The organism is uncultured Psychroserpens sp. (genome assembly GCF_947492715.1).
Lineage (GTDB): Bacteria > Bacteroidota > Bacteroidia > Flavobacteriales > Flavobacteriaceae > Psychroserpens.
On record NZ_CANLNS010000001.1, the window covers coordinates 799,789 to 820,411 of the forward strand.

At 34.3% G+C, this 20,623-nt stretch carries 9 protein-coding genes and 1 pseudogene; 8 read left to right on the forward strand and 2 right to left on the reverse strand.

Features of this window, described 5'->3' with window-relative positions; all coding sequences use genetic code 11:
• Nucleotides 1-9 precede the first annotated feature (9 nt).
• Nucleotides 10-6,633, forward strand: coding sequence for an RHS repeat-associated core domain-containing protein (locus Q0787_RS03665; protein ID WP_298900879.1), 6,624 nt, complete (start codon nt 10-12; stop codon nt 6,631-6,633).
• Nucleotides 6,612-7,262, forward strand: a complete 651-nt coding sequence (locus Q0787_RS03670; RefSeq protein WP_298900880.1) for a hypothetical protein — start codon at nt 6,612-6,614, stop codon at nt 7,260-7,262. Before Q0787_RS03665 ends, Q0787_RS03670 begins: the two co-directional genes overlap by 22 nt.
• 143 nt (nt 7,263-7,405) lie before the next feature.
• Here Q0787_RS03670 and Q0787_RS03675 read toward each other — a convergent pair whose 3' ends face one another.
• On the reverse strand, nt 7,406-7,558 hold the full coding sequence (locus Q0787_RS03675; protein WP_366915876.1) for a single-stranded DNA-binding protein: 153 nt from the start codon (nt 7,556-7,558) through the stop codon (nt 7,406-7,408).
• A gap of 238 nt (nt 7,559-7,796) precedes the next feature.
• On the opposite strand from Q0787_RS03675, the gene Q0787_RS03680 reads away from it, so the two are divergent.
• From Q0787_RS03680 to Q0787_RS03690, 3 genes are read left to right on the forward strand one after another with little or no spacing between them, the layout of a single operon-like run.
• A complete protein-coding gene (locus Q0787_RS03680) occupies nt 7,797-9,611 on the forward strand; it encodes a T9SS type A sorting domain-containing protein (protein WP_298900881.1) in 1,815 nt (604 codons plus the stop codon).
• 12 nt (nt 9,612-9,623) lie between these two features.
• Nucleotides 9,624-16,085 (forward strand): RHS repeat-associated core domain-containing protein, encoded by a 6,462-nt coding sequence (locus Q0787_RS03685; protein ID WP_298900882.1) that lies wholly within the window; start codon nt 9,624-9,626, stop codon nt 16,083-16,085.
• An 11-nt stretch (nt 16,086-16,096) separates the two neighbouring features.
• Nucleotides 16,097-16,546 carry a hypothetical protein gene (locus tag Q0787_RS03690; RefSeq protein ID WP_298900883.1) on the forward strand — a complete coding sequence of 150 codons (450 nt, stop codon included), beginning with the start codon at nt 16,097-16,099 and terminating at the stop codon, nt 16,544-16,546.
• 115 nt (nt 16,547-16,661) lie between these two features.
• Here the strand turns inward: Q0787_RS03690 and Q0787_RS03695 are convergent.
• Nucleotides 16,662-16,829: pseudogene (locus tag Q0787_RS03695) on the reverse strand (single-stranded DNA-binding protein); the annotation flags it as partial.
• A 420-nt stretch (nt 16,830-17,249) separates the two neighbouring features.
• Between Q0787_RS03695 and Q0787_RS03700 the strand changes: the two are divergent.
• The 3 genes from Q0787_RS03700 to Q0787_RS03710 are packed head-to-tail and all read left to right on the forward strand — an operon-like array spanning nt 17,250 to nt 20,614.
• Nucleotides 17,250-18,710, forward strand: coding sequence for an arginine decarboxylase (locus Q0787_RS03700; protein ID WP_298900884.1), 1,461 nt, complete (start codon nt 17,250-17,252; stop codon nt 18,708-18,710).
• 1 nt (nt 18,711) lies between these two features.
• A complete protein-coding gene (gene speB / locus Q0787_RS03705; RefSeq protein WP_298900885.1) occupies nt 18,712-19,650 on the forward strand; it encodes an agmatinase in 939 nt (312 codons plus the stop codon).
• Complete coding sequence (locus tag Q0787_RS03710) at nt 19,637-20,614, forward strand: deoxyhypusine synthase family protein (protein ID WP_298900886.1); 978 nt, start codon at nt 19,637-19,639, stop codon at nt 20,612-20,614. Before speB ends, Q0787_RS03710 begins: the two co-directional genes overlap by 14 nt.
• Nucleotides 20,615-20,623 lie beyond the last annotated feature (9 nt).

A 20,623-nucleotide genomic window follows, 5' to 3' on the forward strand; every position in this document is an offset into this window, starting at 1 on the left:
ACTCAAAAAATGAAATTAAGAAATTACTTTATAGGCTTCATATTATTTTTTATAGGATTTGTTGGTTTTGCACAAACTCCTAATTCTCTTTTGGAAGATCCTTCTAACAAGATAAAGATGGATTTTAAGAAAATAAATACGAGTAAAAATCAAAAGGCATCTGTCTCTAAGACCTCCTCAAAAGAACCATGTTTAATCGATCCTTCTACAGGTGATTGTATCGAGTTAGACCCTTGCGCAGATTGTGATGGTTTATGTAATCAAATAACAGGAGAATGTTTTGAAATTATTGACCCGCCTCCAGGAGGCACTACATCATCTGGATATGCAGGAACGACACCTGGTGAATTTGCAGTGTCACTAAGTGGAGCTGCTACTTATAACGTGCCTATTAATTTGCCACCTGGGATAAAAGATGTAGCACCTAATATTGGTATTTCTTTTAGCAGTCAAGCATCTAATGGTCTCGCAGGATGGGGATGGAATGTTACTGGTTTATCAACAATTACAAGAATCCCAGCTACAAAACACCATGATGGATTAATTGATCCGGTGGATTTTGATAGCAGTGACAGATTTGCATTAGACGGACAACGCTTAATGATAAAATCTGGGAGCTATGGTTCGAGTGGTTCAGAGTATCAAACCGAAAACTATTCGAATATTAAAATCAAAGCATACGGAACATCACCTTATGGATCTTCTTATGGACCTTCCTATTTTATAGTGTTCTATCCTGATGGTACACGTGCATGGTATGGTAATGGAGGTTCTTCTCGTGGACGATTAGAATGGGCATTGTATAAACGACAAGATCCTCAAGGTAATTATATAGAATACAATTACTCTCAAAGTAATAACTTACTTCGTATTAATAGAATTAAATACGGTTCAAGAACAGGTACAACACCACCTAATGACATCTATTTTTATTACAAAACAAGAACACGTCCTGAACTTTCTTACATCAAAGGTCTCACCTTTAAACGCACCAATATTTTGGATCGTATTGAAGTTAAAGGCGGCAATCAATTATATAGAAAGTATCAATTATCGCATAATACTACTTCTCTTGGCTATCAAAGAGTGTCGTCAATTCGCGAATATAACAGTGCTAATCAGTCTTTCCCAGCAATAACTTTCACTTATGAATCATCCTCTAGTGGTGTCACAAGAGATGGTAATACTTTAGACATATATCCTGGTATTAATTACAATAGTGATGCATTGGCCGTTGGTGAATTTAACGGAGATGGGAAAATGGATTTTATAACCTATAACAAAAATGCCAGAAATGAATTAAATGTTTTTATGGATATTTTTGACGATTATGGCTCCGGAATTTCAATAGGATACTCCGTAAATGTTGAAAAATTCGATCAAGTTTTTGCTAGTACAATTCTATCTTGGAATGGTAAAATCCTATCCCAACAAGGGGTTACAAATGTTAGAGAAACAGTAAATAGTTCAAATTCTACTGCTCGTTTTAGAACGTTTGCAATGGCAGCTTATGGACCAGTACTTCAATATGATAAATTTGTTAATTTCCCAATTGGACCTGTTGGCGATTTTGATTGTGACCCTCCGTCAAATAATGATTATAGAAAAATTCCGAAATCTTATATCAGTGGAGACTTTAATGGTGACGGATTAACAGATGTATTGGCTATTCCAAAAAAGTACTATAGAGAAGTATGTGAATGGGAATATGATTATTGGGATGATTATGATGAGTGCGTTTGTGGGAATGAAACCGTTTCTCAAGGAAATTCTGAAGTATATTTTGTCGATTTAAAACGTACAGCCAGTACAACTGCTGTTAATATAGGCTCATTGGCACATCGTATTCAAGATAGCACAGATAAGCTATTTGGTGTAGACTTCGATGGAGACGGTAAAACAGATTTAATGCATATTCGTGATGGATTAGTAAGAGTATATTCAATGAACGCTTCAAATCAATTGGTTCAGATTGCTTATTTATCTAATAGTTATATAGATGAAGACAAACCAATATTGCTTGGAGATTATAATGGAGATGGCAAAACCGACTTCGCTCAACCATCTGCTAATAATAGCTCAACTTGGCGTTTTTATTTATCTAGAGGCAACAATATTTATTATTACTCGAAAAATATTGGAGTGACGTATACAGAAAACTATGTTGACACTGACCATCCTTGGTATAATCCAATTGAGATTGTCAATGGAGTTCCTATGGAAAATCCATTATATGAATATCATTATATAGCACAAGATTATAATGGAGATGGTAAATCAGATATTTTAAAACATGAAGTGGTCTCCCCATATTCATCTTACAATGTTGTTAGTGATAGATTAATGCTATATACAAACACACATAATAGCAATGAGAGTACGCCTTCGTTTCAGCTAACAACCAACTCTTTGGCAACAAATAATGGCGTTACAAAATTTGGGATTCCTTTATTTTTAGAAGCAAAAGCCACTAACAGTAATTTAGAATATGCATATATAGATGGAAATAATGTCCACACCTATGTTTTTAATCGAGATAATAAAAAAGATACTTCACTCAATAAGATTACAAATAATGGCGTAGTAACCGACATTTTTTATGAACGTATAGGCGAAGATGACGGGTTGCCTTACCCTTCCAATACGTATTCACCAGATTACGACGAAAACTACCCTTTTGTAAATATTAATATAGCCCCTTCATTTAAAGTAGTGAAAGAGGCAAAAAATACAGGTTCGGGTTATGTTCAAAGGCAATTATTCCAATATTTAGGAGCTGTTTCTCATGCCGAAGGACTTGGGTTCTTAGGGTTCAAAGAATTTAAAAAAACCAACTGGTTTGGTGACGGTGTTGCCCAACTTTGGAATGTATCTAAACATGATATGCAAAAACGAGGTGCCGTAACACAACAATGGGTATCCACATCACCATCAAGTTATCCATCTTCAAATTTTGCAAATAGATCAACTTACACCTATTCTACTCAACTGCTTTCCAACAAGGTTTTTATCAATATGCCAACGCAAATTCAAAAAGAAGATGGTTTACAAAACATAAGTTCTACCGAAAGTTACACCTATGATAGTTACAAAAACCCATTAAGCATTAGCACAACATTTACTGGTGGTTCTAAAACTATAAGTTATTTGTACTCACACAATATCTCGGCAACTAATGAGTATTATCACATAGGTAGACCAACAAAACGAACAGAAACAAGCACGCTTAATGGAAATACCTTTAATTCAGAAGTACAACTTACATATAACAATAATCTAGTTACGCAAACTAAAAAGAAAGGTAATGGCACGCCTTGGCTTACTGAGAACTTTTTGTATGATGTATTTGGGAATACTACAAGAAAAACGATTAGCGGTACGGGTATTACAAATAGAGTTGAAGAATTTGACTATGACTCAAGTGGTCGTTATATGACTAAAAGCACTGATGTTCTTGGCTTAGAAACGACTCACCTATATAATGCTACACTGGGGGTTCTTACGTCTTCGACTTCACCTTACGGACAAACGACATCATACGAGTATGATGCCTGGCAACGTCTATTAAAAGAAACCAATTACTTAGGTAAAGAAACTAAATATGCCTATAATACCGAAAACGTTTCTGGCTTAGGCTTGTGTTTAACAAAATCGATAGATTATCCTGAAGGTCAAGATGAAAAAATCTATTATAATTCCTTTGGCTGGGTAGTTCAGAACAAAAAATTAAGCCTTAACAATAAATGGGTTCAAAAGCGTTTTGAGTATAACGCTGCAGGACGACAAACGAGAGAAAGTGAACCTTATTTTAGCACTGGTAGCGCAACACAATGGAATCAGGTGTACTATGATCAATATGGTAGACCAATATCTAACACCCTATTTAACGGGAAAGTTATAAATACATCATATAATGGATTGTCGGCGACAGTAGATGACGGCACTAAAACGGTAACCACCACTAAAGATGCTGTAGGAAATATCACTACTTTACAAGACTTAGGTGGAACCATTACTTATCAATATCATGGTAATGGAGCCATGAAATCTGCTAACTATGGCAGTCATGTTGTATCAGTCACCATAGACGGTTGGGGACGAAAAGCCTCTCTTACCGATTCTTCTGCAGGAACATATTCCTATCAATACAATATTTTAGGTGAAGTTTTAGAAGAAACCACACCTAAAGGCACAACAACATATACATATGATGCACTAGGTCGTTTAAATACGAAAACAGTTGATGGAGATGAAACAGACTTAACACTCAATTATGTATACGATGGGACCACCAAATTATTGAATGTTATTAATGGATCAAACAATAGAAGTGATACTTACTCAACTTATACTTATAATTATTATTATGATACTTACAAGCGTTTAAGTAGAATTCAGGAAACCACTGAAACTGGAAATTTTGAAAAGCGTTTGACCTTTGATCCTTTCGGAAGAATAGAAAGTGAAAATTACATTTCTAATCATTTAGGTTCTGGAACCAATAGTGATGTTAAAGTAAAGAATATATATGATGCAGCCGGTGTTCGAACAGAAATAAGAGATTTTAGCTCAAACAATTTAATTTGGAAAATAAATGATGAAAACGCTAGAGGTCAGGCATTAAATATCGAATTAGGAAATGGTATTGTTAAAACAAAGCAATACGACCAATATGGGTTTTTAACGCATATCTTAGACAAGGAAGACGCTGGTACAGGTAGTGCTCAAGCTCTAAAAATGGATTATAGTTTTGATGCTCAAAGAGGCATTTTAAATAGTCGAAAAAATTATGGTTTCTCCAATTGGAATGAAAGCTTTACGCATGACAATTTAGATAGACTAACACAAGTTGATGCTCCCGTATCAAATGTAAAAGAATACGATGATAGAGGGCGTATCACTAACAATTCATCTATTGGTGATTATAATTATGCCAGTAGTAACATGTATCAACTTGCTGATATTGACTTAAACAATCAAGGAGATATCTATTACCAACAACATGATTTGCAACAGATTACTTATAATGCTTTTAAAAAACCCATTGAGATTTCGGAAAATGAAAAAGGTCGCGTAAGTTTTGAATACGGACCATTAATGAAGCGTAATCATGCTTTTTATGGAGGGCTTCAAGAAGATAAAACACAGCGTCAATATCATAAGCAGTATTCAAGTATCGTTCCTGTTGAAATGGTGCATGATAATATAAATGGAAGCACCAAGATCATTACATATATAGCTGGTAATGCTTATACCGCACCTTTAGCGTATATAAAGACCAGCGGTATGTCAGGTGGAACTGATATTGATGAATATGTGTATTTACATAGAGATTATTTGGGAAGTATTCTTGCTATTTCAGATAGCTCGGCCAACATATTAGAAGAGCGCCAATTTGGTGCTTGGGGTAAAACAGATGCATTTAAGAAAGATAATGAGCTTGCAGAATTTAGTCATGACTCATTAATAGGGCGAGGGTTTACAGGTCATGAGCATTTCTTTGAGGTTTCATTGATACACATGAATGGACGAATGTATGACGCCCAATTAGGTCGTTTTCTATCGCCAGATAGTTATATTCAAGATCCATACAATTCTCAAAACTTTAATCGTTATGGTTATGTCTGGAATAATCCTTTAACTCATATTGACCCAAGTGGAGAAATTTTCTGGGCAATTGTTGGTGTTGCAGCGCTTATTGGTGCAACTGCTGGAGCTGCAGCGTATATAATTAACGCAGCTATTACTGGCGATTGGTCTTGGGGAGGTTTCGCTATGTCTGTATTAGGTGGTGCTTTAACTGGCGCATTGGGAGGAATTGCTGCTCCCGGAATGTTTCCCGCCGTCATGAGTATGGGACAGTTTTGGGGATTTGTGGCCGCAGGTGTTGCTTCTAGCTTTTTACCTGCTGTAAGTATCCCAATAGGCGATTTTTCCTTTAGTTTAAGTCCCTCTATAGCTTTTGGAACAGGAGGGTTTAACTTTGGACTTTCCGGAAGTGTAGGATATAAGAGTAAAGGGTTTTCTTTTTCTGTAGGAGGATCAATTGGAAAAGGAGGATCAAATATTGGGGGTGGATTCACCATTTATGATAATAAAAATGGGCAAGCGTTCTCATTAGGAGCTACGCTGTACGGAGGTAAACATTCTCAAGGTAATTGGTTTATAGGTTATCAAAGAGGAGATTTTTCTTTTAAAATGACAAACGATGCGTTTTTATCTGGAGATGAATATAGAACGGCTGCTGCTGAAGTAGGTATTGGTAATTACTCTTTTGGGTTTAACTTATATACATCTGAACCTCCTTCGAACGAGTATAATGGAGAATATACTATAGATGGAAAAGACGACACAAGAGATAAAACTTACGAATCTCCTATTTGGGGAAAAAATAAACATTATACTTACTCTAGTGGAAGCAGAATTTTTGCAGGCATGTATTTCGGATATAGAGATAAAGACAAGACATATAGATTAGGTTTTAATGGTGCATTTGTACAAGATTTGTTTCAAAATGGTATTCATAGACATGTAATTACTGGACCATATTTTAATACTAATTATGGTTCACCAGACAATTTGTTTTTCCAATTTTATAGAAATAGAAACCCATGGTCACTTTATTCAAAATAAGAAAGTCCACACATTCACTTTTTCTATTAGGTGCACTAGTACTTATGCTTATGCTTATAAGTTGTGGTGCAAGTTCGGTTAACTTAGAAGGCTATACCGCATTTGAAAAACCTGTTTATAATGATGAAAATTCACATCAATTAAATACCAATGGAGTTTACATAGAATTTACACCATTGCATAGTAAATTTAAAGAAACGAGAACAGGTTTCTATTTTGATAAGAATGGAAGAAAATGCACTTTTCAAGTTGATAGCCTCTTTTGGAGTGCGCCTAATACATATTTAGAGAAAACTGCCAAAAATGACTATTTTAAAAATGGATATTTTGATAATTATTATGTGCATAATGATACTTTAACGGTTCAAAGTTTTGGAACGAATAAAAATGCATATCACAAAAAATGGACGGTTGAAGAAAATTATCAAATTTTAAACAAAGATACTTTAAGCGCATTGAACTATATCTCTTACGGAGGAGGTGCATTAGATAAACCGAAAGAAGAAAAAGCAAAAAAGACAAGGCTCTTTAAGTTTTATAAAACGGATAACGTACCAAATTGTAATAATGCATGGTTTATAAATGAAACATGGTACACGGAAAAATTACATAAAACACGAAAACATTAGACGGTTATATTATGAGTTAGTTGATCGTTTACTTTTTAAGTTTATTTAAACTTTAATTTCTAACTATCCTGTTATATCACACGTCGATGTAATAAAAAAAGGGAAACTTTAAGTTTTCCTTTTTTTATTACTCATTTATAGTTTTAAAACATCAATAACTCATTACAAATGATTTCAGTAGTGTAATACTTTTTACCCTCTTTATCATCCCAAGAGCGGTTGGAGAATTTCCCTTCAATAGCAATCCTTTTTCCTTTAGCAACATAAGATTTAAAAAAAATGGGTAACAAAACCATATACGCGGAACATTAGTATGAATTGAAGTGAATAATAAAAACGCAATTTAGAAAGAACAACACTAAATAATCCTTTATAGAGTATATGGTGATGCTTAGAGTGATTTTTGCGTAAACATCTTTAAATCAATACTTAATACTAATTTTTTTTAGAAGAAGTATTGTTAATGTCGTTTTTTATATTTATTTTCAAAGAAAATTCGTACAAATTTTCAATTAATTTTTAAGCCATCAACATATGAATTTAAGACTACTTATTATTATTCTAGCTTTCGTATTGAGTTCTTCTTTAACTAAAGCGCAAAACTTATTAGACACTTCAACTTGGACTATTGGCAGCGGTTCTGTTTCTGGATTCGCTCAAAACGGAGCTACAAGTGAAAATAGCCGAGAATTAGGGACAGATCCTTTCGGCGATTCGTCCATTTTATGGAAAGGTGGAAACGATGCTGCCAATAATGCAGATGGTGGTTGGAACTCTAACTATCATAATATCAATAATGAAGAAACCTATCGCTTTGTTGTTTGGTTGAAAAAAACAAATTCTAACGATGGGCATAGCTATTTTGGTTGTCAGCAGTGGCAAAGCGGTACCGACACAAACTTTTATGATTATACCATTTTAAAATTAAATGGAGATATTGGAACAAATCCATATTTCTGGGTTGGAGACTTACCGCAACTCAACAAATGGTATATGTTAGTTGGATATATTCATGGTAAAAACTACAATTCAGACCTAAGTTATGGAGGAATTTATGACCCTGTTACTGGAACTAAAGTTGTCAATATTACAGATTTTAAGTTTGCTCCAACAACCACAAAATTGAAACATAGAGCTTATTTGTATTATGACACTAATACATCCGATAGACAGTTTTTTTATGCGCCTAGAGCAGAAATGGTTGATGGTAATGAGCCTCCCCTTGCAGATCTATTAGGACTAAATGAAATTGACACTAATCTTTTAGATGACTCAAGTTGGACAATTGGGTGTGGATCTGTTTCAGGGTTTACTCAATACGGGGTAACTTCAGAAAACTGTAGAGAATTAGGTGAAAATCATATTGGAAAAGACGTCGTTTTATGGAAGGCCATACCTAATAGTGATGGAGCTCAAAGTGGCGGTTTTGGATCATCATATATAAATATTAATCATACAAAGGATTATCGTTTATCTGTTTGGATGAAAAAAACAAATTCTAATGATGGGCTTTCATATTTTAAATTAACCAGTCTTACAGGCAGTTCTCATCATACCCTTAAGTTAAATGGTACTGTCCAAACCTGGCCTTCTTTTTGGAATGGTGACTTACCTCAACTTAATAGATGGTATTTACTAGTTGGTTATATTCATAATAGCAGTTATGCTTCATCTGTTAGTCATGGGAAAATTTATGATGGAGTTACTGGTGAAGTTGTCCAATCAATTACCGATTATAAATTCAAATCTACAGCTACCAATTTACAGCATAGAGCATTTATATATGGAGATACTAATATCAACGACAGACAATATATGTATGCGCCTCGAATGGAAGAGGTAAATGGTTCAGAATGGACTTTAGAAGAATTACTAAGTATTAATCCAGATTCAAAGTTAATATTCAGTTATGATCTTGCAGGAAACCAAAAACAACGCTTCTACTGTGAAGAAGAGGGCTTCTGCTCGCCAGTAGCTCCTGAAAGTAGAATGATCAACGAAGAAGGCGTAAAAATGGAAGAAGAAGGTGTTGTTGTGGCAGAACAAACAGATGTGCCTTTACCTTGTGAAGAAACAAAAGAAGATACAGATTTAACAGATGTAAAGCATACCATTTATCCTAACCCAACTGATGGGAAAATTGCCATTAAACTCTCAGGTAAGGATTACAATTTAACAAACTCTATTAATATTTATACGTCTAGTGGTGCTCTCGTTAGAAGAATCAATATTAATAATCCTACTAATCAAATAGAGCTAAACATTAGTGACATGCCATCTGGAACCTATCATATCCATATGCATTTTACTAATGGGACAGTAAAAACAGAACAAATCATCAAAAACTAAACAACTCAAAAAATGAAATTAAAAAATTACTTTATAGGCTTCATATTATTTTTTATAGGATTTGTTGGTTTTGCACAAACTCCTAATTCTATCCTCGAAGACCCTTCTAACACGATAAAGTTAGATTATAAGAAAATAAATACAAGTAAAAACCAAAAAGCATCTAATGCTAATCAACCAAACGGAGCGGCTAAACAACCATGTATAATCGATCCAAGCACTGGAGATTGTATAGAAACAGACCCTTGCGCAGATTGTGATGGTTTATGTAATCAAATAACAGGAGAATGTTTTGAAATTATTGACCCACCTCCAGGAGGCACTACATCATCTGGATATGCAGGAACGACGGCTGATAAGTTTTCAGTGTCACTGACTGGAGCTGCTACTTATAGCGTGCCTATTAATTTGCCACCTGGAATAAAAGATATAGCCCCCAATATTGGAATTTCTTTTAGTAGCCAAGCAACTAATGGTCTTGCAGGATGGGGATGGAATGTTTCTGGTTTGTCTACAATAACTAGAATCCCTGCCAGCAATCATCACGACGGATTAATTGATGCCGTGGATTTTGATAGTAGTGACAGATTTGCAATAGACGGACAACGACTTCTTTTAAAATCTGGAAGCTACGGTTCAAGCGGTTCAGAATATCAAACCGAAAACTATTCGAACATTAAAATTAAAGCATACGGAACATCACCTTATGGATCTTCTTATGGACCTTCCTATTTTATAGTGTTTTATCCTGATGGTACACGTGCATGGTATGGTAATGGAGGTTCTTCTCGTGGACGATTAGAATGGGCATTATACAAACGACAAGACCCTCAAGGCAATTATATAGAATACAACTACTCTCAAAGTAATAACTTACTTCGTATTAATAGAATTAAATACGGTTCAAGAACAGGTACAACACCACCTAATGATATCTATTTTTATTATAAAACAAGAACACGTCCTGAACTTTCTTACATCAAAGGTCTCACCTTTAAACGCACTAATATTTTAGATCGTATTGAAGTAAAAAGTGGCAATCAATTATATAGAAAGTATCAATTATCACATAATACTACTTCTCTTGGCTATCAAAGAGTGTCGTCAATTCGCGAATATAACAGTGCTAATCAATCATTTCCACCAATTACTTTTTCTTACGATTATTCTTATAGTGGAGTTCAAAGGGATGGTAACACCTTAGATATTTATCCAGGTATTAATTATAATACCGATGCATTAGCCGTTGGTGAATTTAACGGAGACGGAAAGATGGATTTTATCACCTATAACAAGAACACTAGAGATGAACTAAATGTTTTTATGGATATTTTTGATAACTATGGCACTGGAATCTCTATTGGGTATTCTGTAAATGTTGAAAAATTCGATCAAGTTTTTGCCAGTACAATTCTATCTTGGAATGGTAAAATCCTATCTCAACAAGGGGTGACAAATGTTAGAGAAACAGTAAATAGTTCTAACTCAACAGCACGTTTTCGAACGTTTGCAATGGCAGCTTATGGGCCAGTACTTCAATATGATAAATTTGTTAATTTCCCAATTGGACCTGTTGGCGATTTTGATTGTGACCCTCCGTCAAATAATGATTATAGAAAAATTCCGAAATCTTATATCAGTGGAGACTTTAATGGCGATGGATTAACAGATGTATTAGCTATTCCTAAAAAGTATTATAAGAAAGTATGTGAATGGGAATATGATTATTGGGATGATTATGACGAGTGTGTTTGTGGTAATGAAACCGTTTCTCAAGGAAATTCTGAAGTTTATTTTGTCGATTTAAAACGTACAGCCAGTACAACTGCTGTTAATATAGGTTCGTTAGCGCATCGTATTCAAGATAGTACAGATAAGCTATTTGGTGTAGACTTCGATGGAGATGGTAAAACAGATTTAATGCATATTCGCGACGGTATAGTTAGGGTTTATTCAATGAACGCTTCAAATCAATTGGTTCAAATTGCTTATTTATCTAATAGTTATATAGATGAAGATAAACCAATATTACTTGCAGATTATAATGGAGATGGCAAAACCGACTTCGCTCAACCATCTGCTAATAATAGCTCAACTTGGCGTTTTTATTTATCTAGAGGCAACAATATTTATTATTACTCGAAAAATATTGGAGTGACTTACACTGAAAACTACGTACATGATGGCAATCGTTATGTTAATGGGGTTTATATGAGTAATCCTCTATATGAGTATCATTATATAGCACAAGATTATAATGGAGATGGTAAAGCTGATATTTTGAAGCATGAAGTCGTCTCCCCATATTCATCTTACATGGTAGTGAGTGATAGGTTAATGCTATACGCTAACAAGCATAATAGTAATGAGAGTACACCTTCTTTTCAGCTAACAACAAACTCTTTGGCAACAAACAATGGCGTTACAAAATTTGGGATTCCTTTGTTTTTAGAAGCGAAGTCTACCAATAGTAACTTAGAGTATGCTTATATAGATGGCAATAATGTCCATACGTATGTCTTTAATCGTGACAGTAAAAAGGATACTTCACTTAATAAAATCACAAATAATGGTCTTGTTACTGATATTTTATATGAACGTATAGGTGAAGATGATGGGTTACCTTATACTCCTACTGCATATTCTCCAGATTATGATGAAGATTACCCTTATGTCAATATTAACATAGCACCTCCTCTTAAAATCGTAAAAGAAGCTAAACAAACAGGTTCTGGGCATGTGCAAACTAAATTATTCCAATATACAGGTGCCGTTTCTCATGCTGATGGTTTAGGATTTTTAGGGTTCAAAGAAGTAAAAAGAACCAATTGGTTTGGATCTGGTGTTGCTCAACTTTGGGATGTATCTATACGAGATATGCAAATGAGAGGCGCGGTAACACAACAATGGGTCTCCTCGTCACCATCGAGTTACCCATCCTCAAATTTTGCAAATAGAACGACTTATACGTACTCGACACAATTACTTTCTAATAATGTTTTTGTTAATGTGCCAACTGAAATACTTAAAGAAGATGGGTTGCAAAATATAAGTTCTACAGATACTTATTCTTATGATACTTATAAAAATCCATTATCTATTAATACATCATTTACTGGTGGTTCTACAACAGTAAGTTATTTGTACACTAATAATGTATCTGCAACAAACCAATATTATCATGTTGGTCGCCCTACTAAACGAATTGAAAGTAGTACAATTAATGGCAACACTTTTAGTACAGAAGTCCAATTTACGTATAATAATAATCTAGTTACTCAAACTAAAAAGAAAGGAAATGGTACGCCTTGGCTTACAGTAGACTTTCAATATGATGCTTTTGGGAACAATACAAGAAAAACCTTAAGCGGCACTGGAATAACAAATAGGGTTGAAGAATTTGAATATGACTCTGGCGGTCGTTTCATGACTAAAAGTACTGATGTTCTTGGTCTAGAAACAACATACATATATAACGCAACGATTGGAGTTCTTACGTCTTCTACCTCGCCTTACGGGCAAACTACTTCATATGAGTATGATGCCTGGCAACGCCCATTAAAACAAACCAATTATCTAGGTAAAGAAACTAAATATGCCTATAATACCGAAACTGTTTCAGGTTTGGGTTCGTGTTTAACAAAAAGCACCGATTATCCCGATGGACAAGATGAAAAACTCTATTTCAACAAGTTTGGTTGGGTTGTGCAAAGTAAAAAATTAAGCATTAATGATAAATGGATTCAAAAGCGTTTTGAATTCGATGCTATGGGACGCCAAACGAGAGAAAGTGAACCTTATTTTAGTACAGATAGTCCAACACAATGGAATCAAGTGTACTATGATCAATATGGGAGGCCTATTTCACACTCTTTATTTACTGGAAAAGTAATCAACACAACCTATAATGGTCTTTCTGCTACTGTAGATGATGGGACAAAAACAGTAACTACCACTAAAGATGCATTAGGTAATGTAGCAACCCTCCAAGATCCAGGTGGAACTGTTACTTATCAGTATCATGGTAATGGAGAAATGAAGTCGGCCAATTATGGTAGTCATACTGTTTCAGTAACCATTGATGGTTGGGGACGTAAAGCGTCATTAACAGATTCTTCCGCTGGAACGTATACTTATCAATACAATATTTTAGGTGAAATTATTGAAGAAACGACACCAAAAGGCACATCAACTTATACATATGACACACTTGGACGACTGGATTCAAAGGTAGTCACTGGTGACGAAACAGACCTAACATTGAATTACCAATACGATGGCACGACAAAATTATTGGATGTTATTAATGGGTCAAATAATAGAAGTGACACCTACTCTAGCTACACTTATAATTATTATTATGATACTTACAAGCGTTTAAGTAGAATTCAGGAAACCACCGAAACCGGGAATTTTGAAAAGCGATTATCCTTTGATGATTTTGGAAGAATTGAAAGTGAAAATTTCATTTCCAATCATTTAGGTTCTGGAACCAACAGTGACGTGAAAGTAAAGAATGTATATGATACTGCAGGTATTCGAACAGAAATAAGAGATTTTAGTTCCAATAATTTAATTTGGAAAATAAGTGAAGAAAATGCTAGAGGTCAAGCATTAGATATCGAATTAGGAAATGGTATTATTAAAACAAAACAGTATGACCAATATGGTTTTCTAACCCATATTTTAGATAAAGAAGACGCTGGTACAGGTAGTGCTCAAGCTCTAAAAATGGATTATAATTTTGATGCTGAACGAGGTATTTTAAATAGTCGTAAAAATTATGGTTTTTCTAATTGGAATGAAAGTTTTACACATGATAATTTAGACAGACTAACACAAGTTGATGCTCCTGTTTCAAATGTTAAAGCATATGATGGTAGAGGGCGTATTACTAACAACTCATCTGTTGGAGGTTATAATTATGCTAGTAGTAACATGTACCAACTTGCCAATATTGATTTAAATAATCAAGGCGATTTGTATTATCAACAACATAATTTACAACAGATTACTTATAATGCTTTTAAAAAACCTATTGAGGTTTCAGAAAATGAAAAAGGTCGCGTAAGTTTTGAATATGGTCCCTTAATGATGCGTACTCATGCTTTTTATGGAGGACTTCAAGAAGATAAAACGCAACGTCAATACCATAAACAATATTCAAGTATCATTCCTGTTGAAATGGTGCATGACAACATAAACGGAAGTACTAAGATCATTACATATATCAATGGAGATGCTTATACCTCACCTGCATCTTACATAAAGACCAGCGGTATGCCAGGTGGAACTGATATTGATGAATATGTGTATTTACATAGAGATTATTTGGGTAGCATTCTAGCTATTTCAGATGGTTCGGCTAATATTTTAGAAGAGCGTCAATTTGGAGCTTGGGGCAAGACAGATGCATTTAAGAAAGATAATGAGCTTGCAGAATTTAATCACGACTCCTTAATTGGTCGAGGGTTTACAGGTCATGAGCATTTCTTTGAGGTATCATTACTACATATGAATGGAAGAATGTATGATGCGCAATTAGGTCGTTTTCTATCACCAGATAATTTCATACAAGACCCATTTAATACCCAAAGTTTTAACCGCTATGGCTACGTATGGAACAATCCGCTTTCATTTAATGATGCCACCGGAGAATTTTTCTGGGCTGTAGTTGCAATAGCAGCAGCAGTTTTTGCAGTTGGGAATACTGTTGCTCATGCTATTAGAGGAGATATTAGTAACTTTTGGGATGGTGTTGGTTACTTTTTCCAAGGTGCATTAGCAGGAGCTATTGTAGGTGCCGGAATTGCCGCGGCTTTAACAATTCCCGTCGTAGGAACTCTGGTCGCATGGTCTGGAATTGCATATGGAGCATTTACCGGAATAAGCATTTTAAGCGGAGCTGTACATGGTGCCTTTACTGGCGATTGGAGTAGGCTTGGCAATGCGGCCGAAATACTTGTTGGGAATTTTTACCTCGATGAGAATAAGTCATTTTTTGGAGGTGTATGGGAAGGCGTAAGCAGATATTCATGGCAGTTTTTACAAACATTTGTTGGAGGTTCATATTCTCAAATTAAAAATACTTTTGGAAAGGTTGATAGAGTAGACTTTTTTGGAGGTGCAACTTTCGTGACCAATGAAAATGATTCTGAGACAAATAATGGTAACGGTGTTTCAATAGGTAATTTCATAAATATAAACATCCCAGGAGAAATAGATCAAGACTTTGACAATTATATATTGCAAGATCCGTTATTTATGCATGAATATGGACATTATGTTCAAAGTCAAATATTTGGACTGTCATATTTATTTGCTGTTGGAATACCTAGTGTTATAAGTGCAGCGGGTAATGGAAACCATGATGAAAGATGGTATGAAAGACAAGCTAATAGATATGCGTCAAGATATTTTAGAAGGCATTTTAATGTTGACTGGAGTGATTTTGAAGATGATTTTCCACTTTAAAATATAATAATATGAGACTCATTTTATTTACAATGCTAATTAGTTTAGCTTCTTGCGAAGTAAGTATGGATAATAGGTACTTTATTACTGTAGAAAATGACACGGATGAAACGCTTCAATTTCATGTAGCTAGTGAAAACTCTCCAGTAAAATATCCTGACACTATATTACCTATGAATATGGATGATATTAGTTTGCCTAGTGTAACAAGGACAGTAAATTGGGGTAATTCTCGAAGATGGGAAGATAGAGTTGATGCATTACCTTCGGATACATTGTCTATTTACTTTTTTCATCCTGATACACTATCAACTTATAGTTGGGATGAAATTAGAGATGACTACAATATTTTAAAGCGTTACGATTTAAGTATTGAAGATTTACAGGCGCTAAATTTTAGAGTGACTTATCCGCCAACACCAGAGATGCAAAACATAAGGCAATACCCTCCTTATGAATAGGTTAGCCTAAGAAAAAAAAAGACTATCATATTGAGAAATATCCTGTAATACAACACGTCTATGTAATAAAAAAGGGAAACTTAAAGTTTCCCTTTTTTATTACTCATTTATAGTTTTAAAACATCAATAACTCATTACAAATGATTTCTGTTGTGTAATGTTTTTTACCCTCTTTATCATCCCAAGAGCGGTTGGTGAGTTTACCTTCAATGGCAATCTCTTTTCCTTTAGTAACATAATCCTCTACAACTTTTACAAGTCCGCCGCGCACAACACTATTGTGAATAAACACCAAATGTAATTAATTACCACCTTAAAACAGTAATTCTAATACACTATCAATATTGTTAATTCTTCTATATAAAACTTAGATTACAAAATTTGATTTGGTCTTTGAAGTTTTTTTTTCTTCATTTGTAATATGAAGCTTTTATCATAGGAGCTTTTAGCTGAACAAAGTGAAAACCGTTTTTACGTTCGGGCTTTTGAAAATTAGGAAGTCAAATTCAAAAGCAGCTTATGGTGTAAGTATCCGAAATTTAGAGCTAACTTCCGAAGTTGAAATATTTACTGCGCATTTCAAAAAATTGTGTTTTGTCCCCAAAATACAATATCAAATTATGATTTGATGAAAGTTATTACTGCCTTTTAATGAAGGTAGCTTTGCTATACCTTCTATTTAATAACTTTTAAAAATTATAAGATGAACACTAAGTATGTTGATTTAATCAATCAGACATTCGACTTTCCTCAACCCGAATTTGAGTTAGAGGGGGAAAGTCTCTTGTTTCACGGTTTAGACTTAAACAAATTAGTAGAAACCTATGGAGCACCTTTAAAATTTACCTATTTACCGCAGATTACAAACAATATCTTAAAAGCAAAGAAATGGTTCAGTAATGCAATTAACAATCATAATTATAATGGTACCTATAAATACTGCTATTGTACAAAAAGTTCACATTTCAAACATGTTTTGAATGAAGCTTTGAAAAGTGATATTCATATTGAAACATCATCCGCAATTGACATTGATATTGTAGAAAATCTAAAAGTAGACGGTAAAATAAATGAGGACACTTTTGTTATCTGTAATGGCTTTAAAAGAGAACAATATGTCACTAATATTGCCAGACTCATTAATCATGGACATAGGAACTGCATTCCTGTGATTGATAACTATGAGGAAATAGATTTACTCTCTAAGGAAATAGAGGGCAAATTTGATATTGGTATTCGTATTGCTTCTGAAGAAGAACCTAAGTTTGAATTTTATACCTCAAGATTAGGTATTGGTTACAAAAACATAGTCCCTTTTTATAATAAACAGATAAAAGACAATCCTAGAGCCGAGCTTAAAATGCTACATTTCTTTATCAATACTGGGATTAGGGATAATGCCTATTATTGGAATGAACTTTTAAAATGCTTAAAAGTATATACGAGCTTAAAAAAGATTTGTCCGTCATTAAATAGTTTGAACATTGGTGGTGGTTTCCCTATTAAAAATTCATTGGCTTTTGATTTTGATTATCAGTATATGATTGATGAAATCGTAAATCAAATTAAACTCGCATGTGATGAAGCTGATGTTGATGTACCAAATATTTTTACTGAATTTGGAAGTTTTACAGTAGGTGAAAGTGGTGGTGCAATCTATGAAGTCCTCTATCAAAAACAACAGAATGATAGAGAGAAATGGAACATGATAAACTCATCATTTATTACAACGCTTCCAGATACTTGGGCAATTAACAAACGTTTTGTGATGCTTCCTATTAATAGATGGAATGATAGCTACGAAAGAGTCTTATTAGGTGGCTTAACTTGTGATAGCGATGATTATTACAATAGTGAACAACATATTAATGCAATTTACTTACCAAAATATCATAAAGACAAACCACTCTATATCGGCTTTTTCAATACTGGAGCATATCAAGAAACTATTGGTGGCTATGGAGGTTTACAACATTGCTTAATTCCAGCACCAAAACATATTTTAATTGATAAGGATAGTAATGGAGATATAACAACAGAACTATTTAGAGAGCAACAAAAAAGTGAAGACCTAATGGAGATATTAGGCTATAACAACAACTCGAAATTAAAAACAACAACAAAATCAAATTCTAGAACAGAATTACAAATAGCTAACTCATAAAATGAAAACTAAAACGTATGCTGGTATCCCAGATGAATATGCAAAATTAGACACATCAAAGATTGTCTTAATACCTGTACCTTACGATGGTACAAGCACATGGCAAAAAGGCGCAAATAAAGGCCCAGAAGCATTTTTGGAAGCCTCTGAAAACATGGAACTTTATGATATAGAAACGGATTCAGAAGTGTATAAAAACGGAATATATCTTGCAGCACCAGTAACCTTAAATGCTACACCTGAGGTTATGGTAGACGCCGTACACCAAGAGACTAAAAAATATATAAAGAAGAATAAATTTGTTACCATTATTGGAGGAGAACATTCAGTTTCTATAGGAACTATAAGAGCCTTTAACGAAGTATTTCAAAACTTAACAGTTTTACATATAGATGCTCATGCCGATTTAAGGAAATCCTATGAAGGAAGTACTTGTAATCATGCTTGTGCAGTATACGAAGCAAGCCAGAGTACTAATTTAATTCAAGTAGGTATTCGTTCTATGGACATACAGGAAAAATCTGTAATGGATGTTGACAAAACCTATTTTGCTCATGAGATGGCTACAGATGATTCTTGGATGGATTCAGCAATAGATCAAATGACTGAAAATGTGTTTATCACTTTTGATTTAGATGCTTTTGATCCATCTATATTACCAAGCACAGGAACACCTGAACCAGGAGGATTGTTTTGGTATGAAACTATAGATTTTTTAAAGGAGGTTTTTAAAGAAAAAAATGTAGTTGGTTTTGATATAGTAGAGTTATGCCCGAATGAAAATGAAAAATCATCAGACTTTTTAGCTGCTAAATTATATTACAAGATGTTAAGTTATAAGTTTCAAAATGAAGATGCGGAGGAGAACTATAATGATACTTATGAAGAATCAAACCGTTTAGGGAACTATAAAAAATTTGATGAGGATGAAGACTACTAAAGGAGCTATTGCAAATTTCATAGAAACGTATTACTTGCATTTTAATGCAGCAACTGTGGTAGATGCAGCAAAGGCTTATGAATCGCAATTACAGAATGGAGCAAAAATGTTGGTGTCTTTGGCAGGAGCCATGAGCACTGCTGAGTTAGGGAAGATATTCGCAGAAATGATTCGTCAGGACAAGGTTCATATTATTTCCTGTACAGGTGCAAATCTCGAAGAGGATATTATGAATTTAGTAGCCCATTCACATTATAAGCGAGTTCCAAACTATAGAGACTTAACACCACAGCAAGAATGGGATTTATTAGAACAAGGGCTTAATAGAGTAACTGACACATGCATTCCTGAAGAAGAAGCCTTTAGAAGGCTTCAAAAGCATATCCATGCTATTTGGAAAGATGCTGATAAAAAAGGAGAGCGCTATTTGCCTCATGAGTTTATGTACAAACTTCTGTTATCAGGCGTCTTAGAAGAATACTATGAAATAGACCTAAAAGATTCTTGGATGTACGCGGCTGCAGAAAAGAACTTGCCTATTGTTTGCCCAGGCTGGGAAGATAGTACAATGGGAAATATTTTCGCCAGCTATGTTTTAAAAGGAGATTTGAAAGCTAGCACTATAAAATCAGGGATAGAATATATGACCTTCCTTGCCGATTGGTATACAATTAACTCAAATAAAGGAATTGGGTTTTTTCAAATTGGAGGAGGAATAGCTGGAGATTTTCCTATCTGTGTAGTTCCAATGTTATATCAAGATATGGAGCGCACAGACACCCCTTTTTGGAGCTATTTCTGTCAAATAAGTGATTCTACAACAAGCTATGGTTCTTACTCAGGAGCAGTCCCAAACGAAAAAATTACTTGGGGAAAATTAGATATTGATACCCCTAAGTTTATTATAGAAAGTGACGCTACCATTGTAGCACCTTTAATTTTTGCTTATTTATTAGGAATGTAATCTTAAATA

Bases quoted from the DNA above. Each gene is read 5' to 3' on its own strand.
- Q0787_RS03665 (WP_298900879.1), top strand. From the start codon at position 10: ATGAAATTAAGAAATTACTTTATAGGCTTCATATTATTTTTTATAGGA.
- Q0787_RS03670 (WP_298900880.1), top strand. From the start codon at position 6,612: ATGGTCACTTTATTCAAAATAAGAAAGTCCACACATTCACTTTTTCTA.
- Q0787_RS03675 (WP_366915876.1), bottom strand. From the start codon at position 7,558: ATGGTTTTGTTACCCATTTTTTTTAAATCTTATGTTGCTAAAGGAAAA.
- Q0787_RS03680 (WP_298900881.1), top strand. From the start codon at position 7,797: ATGAATTTAAGACTACTTATTATTATTCTAGCTTTCGTATTGAGTTCT.
- Q0787_RS03685 (WP_298900882.1), top strand. From the start codon at position 9,624: ATGAAATTAAAAAATTACTTTATAGGCTTCATATTATTTTTTATAGGA.
- Q0787_RS03690 (WP_298900883.1), top strand. From the start codon at position 16,097: ATGAGACTCATTTTATTTACAATGCTAATTAGTTTAGCTTCTTGCGAA.
- Q0787_RS03700 (WP_298900884.1), top strand. From the start codon at position 17,250: ATGAACACTAAGTATGTTGATTTAATCAATCAGACATTCGACTTTCCT.
- speB (WP_298900885.1), top strand. From the start codon at position 18,712: ATGAAAACTAAAACGTATGCTGGTATCCCAGATGAATATGCAAAATTA.
- Q0787_RS03710 (WP_298900886.1), top strand. From the start codon at position 19,637: ATGAAGACTACTAAAGGAGCTATTGCAAATTTCATAGAAACGTATTAC.